Annotated in this window: 11 protein-coding genes; 7 read left to right on the plus strand and 4 right to left on the minus strand. The window is 71.5% G+C overall.

Annotated features, from left to right (window positions below; genetic code table 11):
• Nucleotides 1–16 precede the first annotated feature (16 nt).
• Nucleotides 17–1,954, minus strand: coding sequence for an N-6 DNA methylase (locus ACGFI9_RS09215; RefSeq protein WP_393176735.1), 1,938 nt, complete (start codon nucleotides 1,952–1,954; stop codon nucleotides 17–19).
• 99 nt (nucleotides 1,955–2,053) lie between these two features.
• On the opposite strand from ACGFI9_RS09215, the gene ACGFI9_RS09220 reads away from it, so the two are divergent.
• The 7 genes from ACGFI9_RS09220 to ACGFI9_RS09250 all read left to right on the plus strand — a co-directional run bounded on the left by ACGFI9_RS09220 (nucleotide 2,054) and on the right by ACGFI9_RS09250 (nucleotide 10,352).
• Complete coding sequence (locus ACGFI9_RS09220; RefSeq protein ID WP_393176737.1) at nucleotides 2,054–2,581, plus strand: DUF4352 domain-containing protein; 528 nt, start codon at nucleotides 2,054–2,056, stop codon at nucleotides 2,579–2,581.
• A 98-nt stretch (nucleotides 2,582–2,679) separates the two neighbouring features.
• A complete protein-coding gene (locus ACGFI9_RS09225; RefSeq protein WP_393176739.1) occupies nucleotides 2,680–4,419 on the plus strand; it encodes a DUF6119 family protein in 1,740 nt (579 codons plus the stop codon).
• Between the two features lie 108 nt (nucleotides 4,420–4,527).
• The gene (locus ACGFI9_RS09230; RefSeq protein ID WP_393176741.1) at nucleotides 4,528–5,121 is read left to right on the plus strand and encodes a hypothetical protein; all 594 of its coding nucleotides are present in this window, start codon (nucleotides 4,528–4,530) and stop codon (nucleotides 5,119–5,121) included.
• A gap of 9 nt (nucleotides 5,122–5,130) precedes the next feature.
• Nucleotides 5,131–5,949, plus strand: coding sequence for a ribonuclease HI (locus ACGFI9_RS09235; RefSeq protein ID WP_393176743.1), 819 nt, complete (start codon nucleotides 5,131–5,133; stop codon nucleotides 5,947–5,949).
• A gap of 262 nt (nucleotides 5,950–6,211) precedes the next feature.
• Entirely contained in the window at nucleotides 6,212–8,698 is a 2,487-nt protein-coding gene (locus ACGFI9_RS09240) for an AAA family ATPase (protein ID WP_393176745.1), read from the plus strand.
• Complete coding sequence (locus ACGFI9_RS09245) at nucleotides 8,695–9,090, plus strand: hypothetical protein (RefSeq protein ID WP_393176747.1); 396 nt, start codon at nucleotides 8,695–8,697, stop codon at nucleotides 9,088–9,090. The genes ACGFI9_RS09240 and ACGFI9_RS09245 overlap by 4 nt, the downstream gene beginning before the upstream one ends.
• A 326-nt stretch (nucleotides 9,091–9,416) precedes the next feature.
• A complete protein-coding gene (locus ACGFI9_RS09250) occupies nucleotides 9,417–10,352 on the plus strand; it encodes a CDP-alcohol phosphatidyltransferase family protein (RefSeq protein WP_393177852.1) in 936 nt (311 codons plus the stop codon).
• 495 nt (nucleotides 10,353–10,847) lie between these two features.
• On the opposite strand, the gene ACGFI9_RS09255 is transcribed toward ACGFI9_RS09250, so the two are convergent.
• From ACGFI9_RS09255 to ACGFI9_RS09265, 3 genes are read right to left on the minus strand one after another with little or no spacing between them, the layout of a single operon-like run.
• Nucleotides 10,848–12,089, minus strand: coding sequence for a TIGR02679 family protein (locus ACGFI9_RS09255; RefSeq protein WP_393176749.1), 1,242 nt, complete (start codon nucleotides 12,087–12,089; stop codon nucleotides 10,848–10,850).
• The gene (locus ACGFI9_RS09260; RefSeq protein ID WP_393176751.1) at nucleotides 12,086–16,123 is read right to left on the minus strand and encodes a TIGR02680 family protein; all 4,038 of its coding nucleotides are present in this window, start codon (nucleotides 16,121–16,123) and stop codon (nucleotides 12,086–12,088) included. Before ACGFI9_RS09260 ends, ACGFI9_RS09255 begins: the two co-directional genes overlap by 4 nt.
• Nucleotides 16,120–17,337: a TIGR02678 family protein gene (locus ACGFI9_RS09265; protein ID WP_393176753.1), complete on the minus strand. Its 1,218-nt coding sequence runs from the start codon at nucleotides 17,335–17,337 to the stop codon at nucleotides 16,120–16,122. The genes ACGFI9_RS09260 and ACGFI9_RS09265 overlap by 4 nt, the downstream gene beginning before the upstream one ends.
• Between the last annotated feature and the right edge of the window lie 17 nt (nucleotides 17,338–17,354).

The following is a 17,354-nucleotide window of genomic DNA, read 5'->3' on the forward strand; positions in this document are numbered from 1 at the left end:
AAGGCTTCTGTGGTCCTTACCTGGCTGATCGCTTGCGGGCTGACCGCTGATCAGGGCGAAGCGCCCCGCGTGCGAGGCCGTCGGCGGTGAGGCGAACCAGATCAGCACCGAGCGATGCGGCCTGTCGGATTGCCGACTCAAACGCCTCCAGCCGCTGGAACGCCTCGCCATGCGCCCGCTGCTCCTCCAGCGGCAGCCGCCGCACCTGCGCCCGCCGGATGTCGAAGCGCAGCGTCCCCGACAGGCTCGACGCCTGCTTCTCGTTCGTCGACGTGCGTAGCTGCCCGGCGAGGAACCACGGGTCGAGCACCGCCAGGTTCGACCGGAGCAGGTAGAGGTTGCGTCCGAGTAACCAGCCGTCGGAGGTCACCACCCGCGCGGTGAGCTGCCGCGCGATCATCGGCACCACGACATCGCCGATCGCCAGCTGGACTTCCTGACCGAGCCGGCCGTCATCCCGGCCGGAGGGGTGTGCGCCGTTCAGCACGTCCTGCACGGTCAGCACGGGTCGGCCGTCACCGGGCGGTTCGCCAGCCTCGGCGGAGGCTGCCCGGATCGGGCCGATGAGCTGCAGTGCACCGGCCCGAACCAGCTCCCCCACCGACAGGAACTCCCCGTCCGGTGCCTCTGGCGCCGACGTGACCTGCGGCATCAGCCCCGGCAAGTCGCTGACGATGGCGGCCAGCCGCTCTCTGGTGCGTACCAGATGCTCTCCGGTGGCCTTGCCCTCGACGGCGGGTTGGCGGCGCGCGGGGGTGAGGTCGACCTCCTCGTCGAGCAGCTCGATCACCGGGACCGCGCGGGCGAAGCCGGCCTCCTGGACCTCGGCGTCGGGGGCGGCGGTGAAGGCCCGCCACGCGGCGAGGATGCGCGGGCCGTTCTCGGTCAGGTCGCCGCCGGCGGCGTCGACCAGCAGCGTCCGCGCCGGTGGCGGCGCGTCGGGCGCGGGCCGCCGCAGCACCCACAGGTGCAGTGGTACGCCGTGCGGCGCGGCCGCCCCGGGCGGGAGGGCGATGACGGCGCGCAGGGCGCCGCGGCGCAGCAGCTCGGCGCGGATTCGCCGGCCGGCGCGGCGGCTGGCCACGGTGGGTGGCATCAGCAGTACGGCGTGCCCGCCGATGCGCAGGTGGGCCAGGGCGTGCTGCGCCCAGGCCAGCTCCGGCTCGGTACGCGGTGTGGTGCCGACGATCCAGCGTGGGTCGTGGCCGAGCTCCTCGTCACCCCAGTTGGTGGCCCCGAACGGCGGGTGGCAGACGACGGTGTCGAACGAGCGGCCGGCGAAGGCGTCGGCGCGCAGTGAATCGCCGGTGTTGACCTCCCCTGGCACGTCGCGTAGGGCCAGCCACAGTCCGGCGAGCCGGGCGAGGTCCTCGTCGAGTTCCTGCCCGTAGGCGGAGGTGCAGCCGGCGCGGACGGCGGCGCGCAGGATGGCGCCGGAGCCGGCGGCCGGGTCGAGGACAGACCCGCCGCCGACGCCGGCGAGCTCGACCATGAGGTCAGCGAGGTCGTCGGGGGTAGCGAACGGGCGGCCCGGTCCAGGTGCGGAGAAGCGCTGCCACAGCTCGTCGAAGGCGCCCTGCGGGCCGAGTTCGTCGACGAGCGCGTCGACGTCGGGTAGCAGCGGTTTCAGGTGCGGATCCCCTGGTCGGTGGGGGCGCTGGCCGCGTTGCCGGGCGAGCAGCAGTGCGCCGACGGCGGCGAGGCCGGCGGCCGGGGATTCGCTGGCGGCAGCGAGGTGCCGCCACAGGCGTTCGGCGGTGGCGAGCTCGGGGAGCTTCCCCTGGGCGCGCAGCCACTGTTCGACCTGCGTCAGGTCGAACTCGGGACTGGCCGCCGTGCCGGCCACCGGGGTGGGGAAGTCGGCGTAGCGCTTGCGCCAGTTGCTGACCGCGGCACGGCCGACCCCGGCGAGCCGGGCGATCTCCGCCGCCGTGATGGTCGGTGTCTCCTGCACCTCCGCAGTGTGTCACACCTGTCAAGCATCATGTCTGTTGACAGCGTTCACGGATGATGCTCTCATTGACGCCGCAACGTTCACAGCAGGAGGAAAACGATGCGAAAGATCACCACTCTCGCTCTGCTCGCCACCGGCCTCGTCGCCCTGGGCTGCGGCGCCGGCTCCACCGACGACACCACCAGCAAGGCCGACGCCGGCGGCGCCAAGGGCGACGACAAGCCGAAGACCGCGAAGATCGGCCAGCCGGCCCGGGACGGGAAGTTCGAGTTCACGGTGAAGTCCGCCAAGTGCGGCGTCGCCAAGCTCGGCTCCAGCCTGGTCGGCGCCAAGGCGCAGGGCCAGTTCTGCCTGGTCACCATCAACGTCAAGAACATCGGCAAGGAGTCGCAGATGTTCGACGGCAGCAGCCAGAAGGCGTACGCCGCCAACGGCACCGAGTACTCCTCGGACAGCGGCGCCGCGATCTACGCCAACCAGAACGCCGAGACGTTCCTGAACGACATCAACCCCGGCAACCAGGTCACCGGCGTGGTCGTCTTCGACATCCCGAAGAACGTCAAGCTCGCCAAGCTCGAGCTGCACGACTCGCCGTTCTCCGGCGGCGTAACCGTCGCCCTGAGCTGACCCTCGTTCCCCGCCGGGGGCGGGTCCCGCGAAGCCCTCCCCCGGCGCAGTCCGCACCGCACCTCCGCCAGCACGAAGCTCTACGCGAGGAGATCGACATGCGCAGTGCGACGAACCGTGCCAGCACCACCCGCAAGGGCCGCCGGCGGCGCACGTCCCAGCAGCCCGCCCTCTTCGAGTGCCCGCTGCCGCCGGCTCCCCCGGGCACCCACCCGACCACCGTCTACCGACTCAACGTGCCCCCTACCGCTGAAGGGCTCGCGGGTGCGCTTAACGAGGATTACCTGCGGGAGAACGGCTTCGAGGCGGCACCTCGTCGAGTCGCCGACGCACCGGCGTTCCTGGTGTACGGCACCGTGCCGTGCCTCCGCGCCGAGTGGTGCGACGTGCTGGCCGGGCTCACCGGCGAGGACGTGGACTTGGGCTACACCAGCGGCGGCGGTGCTCTGCTCCTGGCCGTCGACGAGGAGACGTACGCCCTGGCTTACGGCACGCTGGGCCGATTCATGATCGAGAGGGAGAAGATCGACCTGACCTTCGGCGTGTCCTTCGCCGTCCGGGCCCTGCTGCCGAGCCAGATCCGTCAGGTCCGCCGCCGGGTGGTCGGCGCGAGCGGCCGGGTGGACCGGAGTCTCGTGCCCGGGGGCCAGCCCATCTGGAAGTACAGCATCGACAAGTGGGGCGAAATCGTCGGCCAAGTGTGCGGCCGCACGGACAACCCGAACCTGACGGCCTGCCGCCGTACCGGCAAGCCGGTGAAGGTCGACGGCGGCGAAGCGCTGCACATCCCTCTCTGCGTCGAGCCCGAAGGACTCCTCGCCGACCTGCGCGAGATCAACCGGGTGTGCCAGCAGGAGTCTCCCCTGGCCGACCTGGAGTTCATCACCCAGATCCGTCCCGTGCCGGCGTCCGACCCTCGGATCCGGGAACTCGACGACACCCTGGACCAACGGCTGGCGCTGCCCGAGCCGCCCGACCTCGGCGTCGCCGTGCCAGGCGAGCTGGTCAGCGACATTGAGCACGTTGGGTCGTACCGGATTTACGTTCCGAAGTCCGGAAGTGCGGCAACCCATACCGCAGACCTGGACCTGCCCGCGATCCTCGCCCATACCAACGGCGCGCTGGACGGGGACCGGTGGGCGGGCCTTTGCACTGGCAAGCTCACCCTCTTCGCTGATGGGAGCGGCAGGGAACCGATGACGTCGACGCCGATCTCCCGCTGGATCACCGCGGAGGTGGCCGTCGGCACCAGCCACCTGCTGCTGCATGAGGACAGGTGGTACGAGATCGGTGACCGGCACCGCGAGTTCCTGCACCAGGAGATCGCTCAGATCCTGGACCGGCCCTCCGGGATCGTCCTGCCGCCTTGGACTGGCAACCTGTCGCGGGAGGACGCCTACAACCGTTCGGCCGCCGAGCGGGACCAACGGCTGGTCCTGCTTGACAAGAAGCTTCTCTACACGGCGCAGCATCCGCGGGGAATCGAGGCCTGTGACCTGCTGGGCCCTGCCGGCGAGCTGATCCACGTCAAGCGAGCCTCCGGTAGTTCCCCGCTGAGCCATCTCTTCACGCAGGGCGTCACCTCCTTCTACGCGCTCCGCTACGACGCCGAGGCTCGGGCCAGGTTCCTCGAACTGGTCCGCCAGCAGCCCAACGCGCCCGACCTTACCGAAGACTTCCGGCCGCGCAAGGTCGTCTACGCCATCGCCCTCAAGTCAGGCCGGACGGTCACCGTCGACACCCTCTTCACCTTCGCCCAGGTCGCGCTCTATCAGGCGATGAAGACGCTGCGCACCGAAGGCGTCGAGGTCGAGGTCATTGCCATCCCGTCCGCCTGATCGGACCCGGACTCCGCCGCCCAACCGCCCGCACGTTTGAACCCCACTCGCCCGGCTGGACCGCTGACAGCCGAGCCGATCACCCCTGCCCACTCACAGGAGAGACCAATGACCCAGCCCGAGTTCCAGCCGCCGTCCGACGCCCAGTCCGGCACGGCGGAGACCACGAACCCGCAGCCCGTCGCCCCTCGCAAGAAGCCGCTCATCGGATGGATCGTCGCCGGGGTGGTCCTGGTGCTGCTGCTCTGCTTCGGCGGCTGCGGCGCGCTGCTGGCCACGGCCAACAGCGGCGACAAGCCTGAGAAGGGGGCGGCCGCCACCTCGACTGCTCCGACCCCGCCGGCCACGACCTCCGCCCCGACCACCGCCGTCGCCGCGCCGGCGACCACCGAACCTCCGCTCAGCTACGACGCGCCGACGAAGAACGACTTCAAGCTCAGGGTCAAGATCCTGAGCAAGGAGTGCTTCGGCAGCGCCGGCTGCAACGTCACCTACCGGATCAACGTGACGTACACCGGCACCGGTCTCGACCCGTCCAAGACGTACGAGGTGACCTACCAGGTCAAGGGCGCCGAGGACCCGATCATCAACACCTTCGAGGTGACCGGTGACTCCGCCTCCGTGCAGGAGGAGGAGATGGCCAGCACCAGGCGCTCCGGCGACAAGCTGACTGCCGTCGTCACCGAAGTCTCCGAGTTCTGAGGGGGCGTCGTGCGTCCCGATGAGTTCCTCCGCGCCCTGCACCTGCTTCCCGCGCCCCTGCACGCCCGCGCCCTGCCGCTGCGCCGCTACGTCCGGCACACGACCTGCGCGGACTGTCAGCGGATCGGCGACGCGGTGACGCTCGCGCTCACCGCCGTCCACTACGACGAGCTCGGCTCGGCCGAGCAACTCCTCGACACCGCCGAGCGGCTCGCCACCACGCACGGCACGGCCTGCCGGCCGAAGCCCGACCAGCAGCGCGGTCGCGGCCGGGTCGGGCGTTGGGCGGCGGCGTCCGCGCCGGTCGTCGCCGCGACCGACGCCAGCTGGAAGGGCCGCGCCGGCGGCATCGCGTACGTGGTCAGCGACGGCCACTACGGCCTGCGCGGCCGGGGCACCGGCCGGCTCGACCCGACCGGGGCGTCCCGGGTGCTAATCAACGAGCTACGTGCGGTCGACTTCCTGCTGACGGTGTACGAGGAGCCGCCGGCGGGGATGACAGTGCTGCTGGACAGCATGGTCGCCTTGCGGTGGCTACGCCGCTGGCAGGCCGGTGATGTGACCACGATGCCGGCCGGTTACAGCCTGCGCGAGCGCCGGTGGGCCGACCAGCCGACGCTGGGCCGGCTCGCCGACGCGGTGAGCCACCGGCCGGACCTGTCCTTCCAGCACGTCAAGGGGCACAGCGGGCACGCCCTCAACGAGGCTGCCGACGGCCTGTCCCACATGGCCCGCCGCCGTCTCGATGAGACCTTCGACGTACGCCCGCGGGCGCACTCCCTGGTCGACGCGTTCCTGCGGGACTGGCACGGCAGCCTCGCCCGCTGACCTGATGCCGTCGTCGGCTGATCGATCGCCGGCACCAACTCGAGGGCGAACCGAGGGTCGCCCCGCGGATTCCAGCGCCGAACAGCGGATCGACGGGTCGTCGACCCGCGGACGGCACACGCCTGGAGACGCCGATGACCTTCCCGCATTCCGCCCGGAACCGGTGGGCCGGCCCCGGGCTGCGCCCACGGCGAGCCACCTGCCCGCAGCCCTCCGCCACGCAGGCGGATCCGCACGCTCCTTTCAGTACGGAGGTAGCTTCATGAGCCAGACCGCACCGCTGGTCGAGCTGATCTTCGATCGGCTCGCCGCCGACCGCGTACCCGATGACACCGCCGACCTCGTCCTCGCCGCGCTCGGTGACGAGACCGACCTGGACGCGGCGCTCACCGGCCGGCCGACCACCCTTGAGCCGCAGCGTCCGACGGCGAACGAGCCGCCGGAGCGGATCTGGCTCTCGTCCGTCACCGTTGCCGGCTTCCGAGGCGTCGGTCCGGAGCGCACCCTCGACATCGAGCCCGGCCCGGGGCTGACCGTGGTGGTCGGCCGCAACGGCTCCGGCAAGTCCAGCTTCGCCGAGGCGGTGGAACTGGCACTGACCGGGGACAGCGCCCGCTGGGCGGACCGCAACAGCGTGTGGCGTACCGGGTGGCGCAACCTGCACACCGGCGACGCCTGCCGGATCGTGGTCGAGCTTCGGATCGACGGCGTCGCCACGCCCACCACGGTGACCCGTTCCTGGGCGCCGGACGCGGACCTGACCGCGGCGCAGGTGCGGGTGGCCAGCGCCCGCGGCAGCCACCACGGGCTCGACGAACTCGGGCTGGACCGGCCGCTGGCGCTCTACCGGCCGTTCCTCACCGCCGCCGAGCTGGGCCGGCTCACCGCCGGCACGCAGAGCCAGCTGTTCGACGCGCTGTCCGCGATCCTCGGCCTGGAAGCGATCACCGACGCCGACCGCCGGCTGATGAACGCCGCCCGGCCCGTCGAGGGCACGGTCAAGGAGGTACGCGCCCGGCGGGCAGCCCTCGCCGCCACGCTCGCCGAACTGCCGCACGACCGGGCGGCCCGAGCGGCGAAGCTGCTCCATGCCAGCCGACCGGACCTGGACGCGCTGGCCGCCATCCTCGACGAACCCGACGAGCCGACCGCAGACGAACAGGTGCTGCTGTGCCGCCGCCTCGCGGCGATGCAGCTGCCCGACGTCGACGGGGTGACCCGGCTCGCCGAGCAGCTGCGCGCGGCCGGTGCCGAGGCGCGCCGTCAGGACGGTGGACGGTCCCGGGCGTCCCTGCGGACGGCGGAGTTGCTCCGGCTCGCCCTGGAACACCACGACGACCGGGGCGACGGTCCCTGCCCGGTCTGCGCCACCGGCACCCTCGACGGCGGCTGGCGGGCCAACGCGGCGGCGTCGCTGGACGAGCTACGGGACCGTACGCTCGCGGCCCAGGCCGCCGCCGCGCGGTTGAACGCGGCCATGCAGCGGGCACACCACCTGATCGACGACCTGGCCGTCCCCGAGGGCACGGCCGACGGCGTACCGGTGGACGCCCTGCACGACGCCGCGACGGCGCTGCGCCAGGCACCCGGCAGCCCGGAGGAGCTCGCCGACCACCTGACCGCCCGCTACCCGGCGGTGCTCGAGACGGCCGAGCGCGCCCGCAGGTACGCGACGCGCTTCCTCCGTCAGCGCGACATCGGCTGGCAGACCGCGGCCGGTGAGCTGCGGGCCTGGGTCGACGCCGCCCGTACGCTGCCGGAACACGAGCGGACCCTTGCGCGGATCAAGGCCGCCCGCACGTGGCTGAAGGCGACCGGCGCGGACCTGCGCAACCAGCGCCTCGCCCCGTTCGCGGCGCACTCGCAGCGGATCTGGGCGCAGCTGCGCCAAGAGAGCAACGTCGAACTCGGGGCGATGACTCTCGAAGGCACCAACACCCGTCGGCGGGTGGTGATCCCGGTCAGCGTGGACGGCGCGGACAACGGCACCGCGCTCGGGGTGATGAGCCAGGGCGAGATGCACGCCCTCGGGCTGGCGACGTTCCTGCCGCGCGGCTGCGCGCCGGAGAGCCCGTTCCGGTTCATCGTCGTTGACGACCCGGTGCAGAGCATGGACCCGGCCAAGGTGGACGGCCTGGCCCGGGTGCTCGCCGAGCTGGCCGAGCAGCGGCAGGTGGTGGTCTTCACCCACGATACCCGGCTGCCCGACGCCCTGTCCCGCCTCGACCTGGGCCAGTCCCGCATCGTGGAGGTGACCCGCGCCGAGCGGTCGGTGGTGACCCTCCGGCCGGGCTCCGACCCGGTGACGCGCTACCTCGACGACGCGTACGCGCTGGCCCGCACCGAGGAAGTCGCCGCGGAGGTGCGCGGGCCGGTGGTGGCGGAGCTGTGCCGCTCGGCGATCGAGGCGGCCTGCCACCGGATCGTGTGGCGGCGGCAGGTCGCGCGGGGTGTCCCGCACGACGACATCGAGGCGGCGATCGTGGCCGCGTCCCGCAGGTTGACCACCACGGTCGCGTTGGCGCTGTTCGACGATGCCGACCGGGGCGGTGACGTGCTCGGGTACCTGAGCCGCCGGCACGGGTCGCGGGCGGTGGCCGCGTACAAGGCGTGCAAGGAGGGGGTGCACGGGGCGTACCTGTTCGACTTGCCCGAGCTGGTCGCGGACGCCCGCCACCTCGCGGGGGCGCTGCGGGGTCACGTCGCCGCCGTGCCCGCGCCTCGCAACGGGACGGAGGTCCGGTCGTGACCGGGCCGACGCCGCAGCGCTGCCTGGCGGCGGCCGACCAGATGCTGCGCGCCGCCGGCGAACTCGGCGCGGCCGCGGTCACCGCCGGCTGGTGGCCACGGGCGTGCGCCTGCCTGATCCGGCTCGCCCTTGAGGGTGGCATCGACGCCTACTGGCGGCGGACCCGGCCGGTGGTGGCCGCGTGCTGGCAGGGCCGCGCGAAGCAGCTGATGCTGCGCGGCCGCCTCGGACCCGGCGCCGCCGTCGCCCGACGCGTCGCGTTCACCTGGGCGGCCCTGTCGGCCGCCGCCCACCACCACTGCTACGAACTGGCGCCGACGGCCGCCGAGCTACGTCGCCTGCACACCGAGGTGAGCACCCTGCTCACCCACCTCGACCGAACGGAACGATGACCTACCCGGCAGCCCGCGCCCGACCCACCCGCCCGCAGCCAGCACTCCCCGCCGCCTCGGTGCCGTACCGCCCGTGTCCGCCGCGCCTGGCCGGCTCGCGGAAAGCACGGCTCAACCACGATGAACGGAAAGCAATGCATCCCCTCCACCTGTACCGCCACAACAAATCCGGCGAAACCATCTGGCTCGTTGACCGAAAGGACGAGGACAATCAACTACAGGGCCGGACTCGCAGGGGCCGTTTGACGGCGAGTCTCGTCGTTCACCTTTCGGTAACGTTCCCGCCCATACACGTTCAGGTTCCACCGCGCGAAATGGATATGACGATGGCCCAGCGGGTGACTCTGCAGGAGGTCCGCGACCGGACGTACAAGGACCGGGACGCGTGGTGGACGGTGTGGCTGGTCGACCCCGTCGCCTCCCGCCTCGTCCGACTCGTGGCGCCCTACCGGTGGATCACCCCGAACCGGCTGACGGTGGCGGCCTTCCTGCTCGGGTTGGCCGCGGCGGCCTGTTTCGCGCTGCAGGACTACCCCTGGCTGGCCGCCGGGGCGGTGCTCTTCCACCTCAGCTTCGTGATCGACTGCATGGACGGCAAGGTCGCCAGGCTCAACGGAACGGGTTCCATCTTCGGAGCCTGGCTCGACTACGTCTTTGACCGGCTGCGTGTCGTCGTCTGCACGATCGCCTTGATGGGCGGGCAGTTTGAGCGGACCGGCGACCTGACGTACCTCTGGGTAGGCGGTGCCGTCGTCTTCCTCGACATGTTCCGCTACCTGAACGCGCTGCAGATCGGCAAGGTGAAGAACCAGATGCGTGACGAACTCGCCGCGCTTCGGGGCGAGGGCGTACGGCCGGCGTTCGTCGAGGAGACGCTGCAGCAGCAACCGGTCGGCGCGGCGACGGCGGAGCAACTGGCCGCCGGCGGGCGGCCGGTCGTCGACGTCTACGGCGACTTCCGGAGGCGCTTCGGCCTCTTCGTGCGGTTCCGCAACGCGCTGGTCCGCCAGCGCATCCGGGCCCATGTGGTCAGCGGCATCGAGTTCCAGATGGCGGTGTTCATCATCGGGCCGCTGACCGGGTTCGTCATCGGTTCCGCCGTGATCGCAGGCATTCTGCTCGTCGCGTTCGAGCTGCTGCTCATCTACAAGCTCTGGGCGGCGACGCGCAGCTTCACCCGCCATGTCGCCGAGGCCAAGGCGACGGCGGCGACCGTGCCAGTCCAGACGGCCGGCGCTGAGCCCGGCGTCGTGCCGGTGTGAGGTTCTCGCTGGTCCGGTGCCACTCGTCGGGCGGGACCTCCCCCGCCCGACTGCCCTTACCGACCACATCCGTCGGTAGGTGAGATGGCGAGGTTTGCGCTGTCCCCACTGATACGACCTGTGCGATCACATCGGCACGTTTCTCGGCAGAGTCGGGCAGCAGCAGCTCACGGTCGGGCGGTGGGCACGCCTGGCCCGGCCGCCACTCGGCGCTCAGCATTCTGCCGTTCACCCTGTCATGTCCGCCGCCGGCACCAGCTTCGTCGGCGCCAACTCCGACGACGTTGACGCGGGCCTTGTCATCGTCGAGGCGGTGGACGCCAACCGTCGGCATACCGACGGGCCCTCACGGCAAGGGTCGAGGGATTCTGCGGCCAGTCAAACCCCGAGGTCTGCCCCCTTGACGACAACCACGAGGGCGCGCCGGTGGGGGCGATCTTCTCCGCCCGGCCGGAGCGGATCGGTTGGAGATCAAGCCAACTGCCGGTGGAATCCCTACGCCGAGGGCGCGGCCGACGGGACTCCAACATCCGCTTGTGTTGCCATGTCGGCAAGCAGGGAGTCCACCACTACTTCCTCGAGCAGCGCGACTCCGTGTGTGCGCAGTGCTGCGGCCAAGGGTGGGTCCCATGGCGTCTCGTCGACTCGGCCGACGGGTGGTCCGGCGGTTGGAACGGCATTCAGGTAGTCCTTCGCGTGGAGCAGCCACGGTTGCGCGTTCGTCTTGCTCAGCACGTGCGCGGCGATCCGCAGGCCGTCCCCGTCGAAGTCTCCGTGATACCGCAGTTGCCCGCCGTTGGCGGCGATGTCGCGTAGCAGCATGATCGCGGCCGTGCTGGGCCAGCCTGCGGTACAGACTAGGGGTGGGCAGGCGACGCCGAAGCGACGTAAGGCAACCGCCACGACCGCCGGGTTCTCAACAACAAAAACCGGTCCGGGTAGCTGACCGACGGGATGGTGGCGGAGCTGGGCAAGGGTGACCAGGGCTGCTTGGCCGGCTTCGGCCCAGGTGCGTAGGCCTCGCACGAGTGGGCCGTCCCCGACTGGTCGCAGCCCGGCGACCAAGACGGTGGTCGACAACTCGTCGCACGCGATGCCGGAGCGTTCCCACAGCCGGCGGCGGCCTTCGGCGTCGGTGGGTGGCTCTTCGTCGTGCAGGGTCGCGAGGGCCCGCAGGACGAGTTTGCCGAGTCGGCTGTCTTCGTCGAGCGCGTGAGAGTCGGTGGTGAGCCGGGCGGCCAGCACCGGGAGCGGCTCTCCGGCGGCGGGCAGTGCGGCGAGGATCTTGAGTGCCTGCTGCAGCAGGAGGCGGGCGGCGGATGTGTCACCGGCGGCGAGGCCGCTGGAGCGGATGCGGTCGAGCCAGGTGAGCAGGGCCGGTTCTGCGGCAACGGTGGGGTGTTCCCGTGCCCACTGCCACAGGTCGGCGCGTGCGGTGGCACGTCGGTGGCGCTCTTGTGCCCGACTGGTGATCGGGCCGCCGATCGCCTCCACCACACCTCGGGTGTCCAGCCCGGTGGCGGCACGCAGGAGCGCGTCGAGCGCGCGAAGAGGGACGGTCATTTCCGGCTCGGGGGTATAGGCGAGGCCGAGAAGATCTGCCAGTGCCTCCCGCTCGTCGGGTTGGAGGCTGTGCAGCCGTATCCGGGTGACCGGGCCGTCGGTGGCTTCGAACCGGCGCCGCGCCTCGGCCCAGAGTGGCGCGAGTTCCGGGCGGTCGAATCGGGCGGCGCTCATCGGTCGTCGACCAGGATGTCGCGGCCGGTCCAGACGAAACGGGCGGTGGTGACGGCGTCGTCGCCGTCTTCTGTGCCGGCGATCAGTTGGTGGATGGCGATGCCGTCGACTTCGGCGTAGGTGCACCATTCTTGGTCGGAGGTGAGAAGCAGGTCGAGGTCGAGGGCTTTCAGTACGCCCATCAGCTGTCCGCGGTTGATCTGGTCGACGCCGACGAAGACCTCGTCGAGGAGGATCAGCCGGGGCGCGGAGGGTGCGGCCCGGTAGTGGGCGCCGGCGGCGGCGAAAAGCGGCAGGTGCAGCACGATGGCTTTCTCTCCGCCGGATTTGGCACCGTGTTGGCGGCGGGTGACAGGTGACCAGTCGCCGGTGGCGGAGCGGATCTGCACGACGAACCGGTGCCATCGTCGGTAGTCGAGGGCTTCGCTGAGCTGCTGTTCCCAGCCGTCAGTGGAGCCGGCGTTGCGAATGTCGTCGATGCGGGCGCGGAAGAAGTCGTGCAGGGCGGCGCGTTGGGTGTCGGTCAGGAGCGCCGGATCCTGCAGGAGGAGTTCGCGGGCGTGTCGTAGGCGTGGGTCGAGGTCGCTGTTGACTTCCCAGTTCAGCCGGACGCCGAGGCCGGACACGGTGCGGACCTGTTCGAGCTGGGCGCTGGTCTCGCGCACGAGGTCAGCGGCTTGGCGGATGCGCAGGGCGACGTGGCGGCGGGTGTCGCCGGTGAGGGTGCGGTCGAACAGCTGCCGTTCCTCTTCGGTGAGGTGGGCTCGCATGCCATCGCGTTCGGACACGAGCCGGTGTACCAGTGCGGTGGGGGTGGTCGGCAGGCCGTCGACGGTGGCGGTGACGACCTGCACGTCGCACTGCTCGTCGGGGGTCATCGCCAGGTCGGCGTATCCGGCCAGCGAGGCGGTAATGAGGTGCAGGACGTTGCCCAGTTCGCCTTCGTCTTGGCGGAGATGGCGGGGGCCGTGGGCGAGGCTGCCGATTTCCTCGGCGAGCTGTCGCGCGACGTGCAGCGTCGCGGTGACCGCGCCGACGCCGGACAGGTCGGTGGTGAGGGCAGCGTCGGGGCCGAGGAGGTCGACGAGTCGGGTCAGCTGGGCGGTTGCGGTGTCGCGGACAGCGCTGGCCTCGTCGCGGTCCTGTTCGGCCCGTTCGGCGCGGGCGTTGAGGTCGTGCAGCTGGCCGATGAGGGTGTCGTGGCGCGGGCGCAACGCTCGCAGATCGCGTTTCAGGTTTTCCATGTGGTTGCGCAGCTGGTGCACCTGATCGAGGACGGCCCGATACTCGACACCGACGGTGCGTTCCACCGCCTCGAGCCGGGCCGCGAGACCGGCGGCGATCTCCTCGGCGGTCTCGGCGCGGGCTGCTTCTTCCTCGGCGAGGGTGGCAGCGCGATCGGCCGTGTCGCGGGCGTCATCGCGCCGCGCGGCGATATTTTCCTCACGGTCGCGGTCAGTCAACCAACCGTCGGCTGCCTGCCGCAGGGTTCGCAGCGCGTCGGTGAGGTGGTCAAGGTCCGCGGCAGCGGTGGGGAGGCCGTGGCGGGAGCCGACGAGGGTCAGTTCCCGCAGCGCCGCGCGAGCTGCGTCGTCCGCGGAGGCTACTTCGCGGCCTGCCTCGTCGAGGAGGTCTTGTGCGCTGGCGAGTTTCAGCTCGGCGCGGCTGACCTGTTCGGCCGCGCGCGCGACCAGGCGGTGGTCGGGCCGCGCCGCGAGCTCCGTCTGCAGCGTGTCACGCCGCTGGGTCAGGTGTCGGATGGTCTCGCTGATCCGGGCGCGTTCGCCGTCGAGGTCCGCGATCTGGTTGGTCAGCTCATCGATCTGCCGGCGTCGGGTACGTTCTCGGGCTGCTGCGCCCAGGAACTCCACGTCTGGCTTGCTGGCGTTGCCGTAGAGCGGGCCGAGTCGCCAGCTCCCGTCGGCGCCGACCGCGGCGACGTGGTGGGGTGGGGTCGGTCCGAACGCCACGCTGGCGAGCGCGGCGGCGACCAGCGGTGCCGGTACGGGCGCCCGCTGGTCGGGGGCGAGAACTGCGAGCAGGGATTCGTCGGGTGCGGGCAGGGCGGTGGCGGCAGCCAGGTAGGTGTCGTGGCCGCGGCGGTCCGAGGTCACCGACCCGTCGGGCCAGATCCAGGCGTCGAGCAGGCCGGATGCTTCGAGGGCGGCTTCCACGGCGGTCTGCACTGGGGCCGGTACGTCGCCGCGCCAGTCGACCAGCCGCCATAGCGGGCCGCCGGGCCGCTCCTGACGGGGCGCGGTGCGCCGCCGCGGCGGTGTCGGCTCGGGGTTTGCGGTGGTGGACAGCTCTGTCAGCCGCAGCGCGAGGGGTTGTCGCCGTTGGCGCAGTTCGGTGTCGCGGGTCTGCTGTGCGGCTTGGGCTGCAGCGAGCTGTTCGCGGACAGTGGCTGCCAGTTCGCTGAGCAGCGTACCGAGAGTGATTTCGTCGCCTGCCAGGTCCGCGAGTTCGCCTGCCCGGTCGGTGACGGGCAACACCTCACACGCCGACGCCCATCCGGCGATGCGGTCGCGCAGGGCGGCCACCTCGTCGTCGTGTGTGCGGGTGAGCTGCCGCAGGGTGCTGGTGGCGGCGTCGCGTTCGCGGGTTCGCCGTTCTCGCCTGACCTGGGTCCGGTCGCGGTCGGTGACCGCCCGCTGGTGGATGGCTATCGCTGCGCTGACCGCGGCGATCTGTTCCTCGCGACCGCGGATGATGCCCCGCAGGAGGTGCCGGGCCCGCTCGGTGGTGTCGGCGGCGAGGGGTTCGACCAGCGTGGCCATTCCGGCGGCGAGGGCCGCGGAGGTGGTGTCCCGCCAGGATCTGCTGGTTTGCGCGGCGGTGGTGGCGACCTCGTCGCAGAGGCGGGCGGCTTGTTCGGCGGCGCGGGCCGCGTCGGCGCGTCGGTTGTCCGCCGCCCTGCGGGCATCGGCGGCGATTCGCTGGGCGGCGGCCGCCTCCCGCCGTAGGTCGTCGAGCTGGCGGCCCTCACGGTAGGCGTCGCTGTCGCGAAGCCCGCCGATGCTTTCCTCAGTGACGGTCTGCTCGCGTTCGTTGGCGGTGATGGCCGCGCTCACCTGGGCCAGCTCGTCGGCGGCGACGGCATGCTCGTGGCGGCGCTGGCGGGCGTCGCGGGTGACGTTGTCCAGCTGGGTGGTGGCGGCGATGACGTCGGCCGCGCCGCGCCGCAGGGCACGGCGGGCATAGCGCTGCTGGCGTTCGGCCAGTCGCCGGGCGGCGGTGACTTCCTCGTCGAGCCGGGCGAGGCGTTCGCGCCGCCGGTCAAGCTGCTCGAAGCCTTCGGCGATTTCGGCCAGGTCGGCGGCGTCCAGCGGCGGCAGGGCTTTCGACAGCACTTCCGACAGGGCGTCGGGGTTGAGGTGCTCGGACAGCTTCGGGGTGCGCAGTTGCAGCAGCGTCGCGATGAGTGCCTCGTACTGCGTCTCGCTGAGTCCGCGGAAGAGGGTTTCCCGCACGGCCCGCCGGTAGGACTCGGCGCCAGCGTGCACCGTGCCGTCGTCGCCGAGTGCCTGGGTCAGGTCTTGGCGGGTCAGCGGGACGTTGCCGTCCTTGACGAGGGAGAGGCCGTCGGGCTCGCCCACGCGCAGTGTGGTGGTGAAGTAGGTGGCGTCGACGGTGCGGGTGTTGGTCGACGCCGCCAGCCGCGCGCCGCAGGTGAACCAGTGCGTCTGATCGTCGCCGCCGTGCCCGAACTCCAGCCACACGTAGCCCACCCGGGTGGTGTGCGGGTAGCCGTCGCCCATGAGGTTCCAGTGCATGGTGCGCTCGGACCCGCCGAACGTGGACAGCCGCGTTGGGCGCAGGTTCGCATCCAGAAGGTATGGCAGCAGCAGCTCTAAAGCCTTGGACTTGCCGGTGCCGTTGGGTCCGCGCAGCAGCAGTCGGCCGTGGTGGAAGGTGAACACTTCGTCGTAGTAACGCCAGATGTTGAGGACACCGGCGCGGGTGGGCTGCCACCGGTCGGCGCGCAGGTCGGGGGTGGGGGCGCCGACGGCGGGCAGGGTCAGGAGGGTCACCGGCGGCTCCTTTGTGCGGGTGTGACGACGGTGGGTTGGCTGACCGCGTAGCGGGCGGCGGCGGGCAGTGCGCGGACAACCCCGTCCTCGTGGTCGATGAGCCCGAACCGGGCAAGCAGCGCAAGGGCTTCACCTGTCAAACGGTCGGGTCCGCCGTCGGAGCGGTAGGTTCGCGCCCACCCGGGTACGGCCGTGAACCGGTCGGCGAGCTGCCGGATCAGCTGCTCCTCGCCAACGGGGTCGGGGCGGGCGGCGAGGATGGTGTCGAGCAGTAGCAGCGCCGCCTGCCCGGCGACGCTGCCGCCGGCGGGGAACTTCTCGTCCGTCGCGAGGGCGTCCGGGTCGGCGGCCAAAAGGCCTTCGGCGCGTTCTTCGAGGATCATGCCGGCGTCGGCGACCGCGGTGCGCAGCATCCGCCGGCCGGTGATGCTGTTTGCGTAGGCGCGTTGCGCGTCGGACAGGTCAGCGAAGTAGACCACCGGGTCGTCGAGGAGCCTGCGGACGATGGAGTGCCGCAGCCACCGGTTGCGCTGCTCGTCGGACACCTCAGTAGTGGGGTCGTCAGCGCCGCCGTAGCGCGGCTCGTGGACCAAGGCGTCGATGTCGCCATCGGGCAGCCGCGACGGGGCCTGCCGGGCGGCGAGGAGCCGGACGAGTCTGCCGCTGTCGACCCGGTAGAGCACCTTGGCGTCGGTCTGCTGCAGGTAGGTGTCGGTGCTGCCGTCCACGGCGGTTAGCACACCCAACTCCTCCAACACGAGCAGCGCATCGACGTAGGCTCGGCGGTCGTCGTGCCGGGAGCTGTCGAACCCGACGATGTCCGGCTCGGCGGCGCAGGCGTGGGCGAGCCGCTCCGCGATGATGCCGATCGTGGTCACCGGGCCGCCGAGCAGCTCGGCGGCCACCAGACAGAGCAGGGTGTAGCGGCGTCGGTCGAATGGGGTACGCGCGCCGCGGGGGCGGCGCGCGGGCCGGTCGACCGGTGGGCGGGGTGACGTCTTCATCAGCCGGGCGTACCCGGCGCGGGGTTCGACGATCAGCCGCCAGCCGGTATGGGTGTCGAACCAGGTGACAAGGTCGGCGCGGTGCCGCACTACGAGGGCGAAATCGGGGCCGGTGTCGCGGGTGAGCAGGGGGCTGGCCAGGAGCGCGCGGATCGCTTGGGCCCGCTCCGTCGCCCGCTCCCGGTCGAGTTCGCTGCGCAGGTCACTCACGCACAAACCCTCCGACC

This window comes from Micromonospora sp. NPDC048930, assembly GCF_043197935.1.
Classification (GTDB): Bacteria; Actinomycetota; Actinomycetes; order Mycobacteriales; family Micromonosporaceae; genus Micromonospora.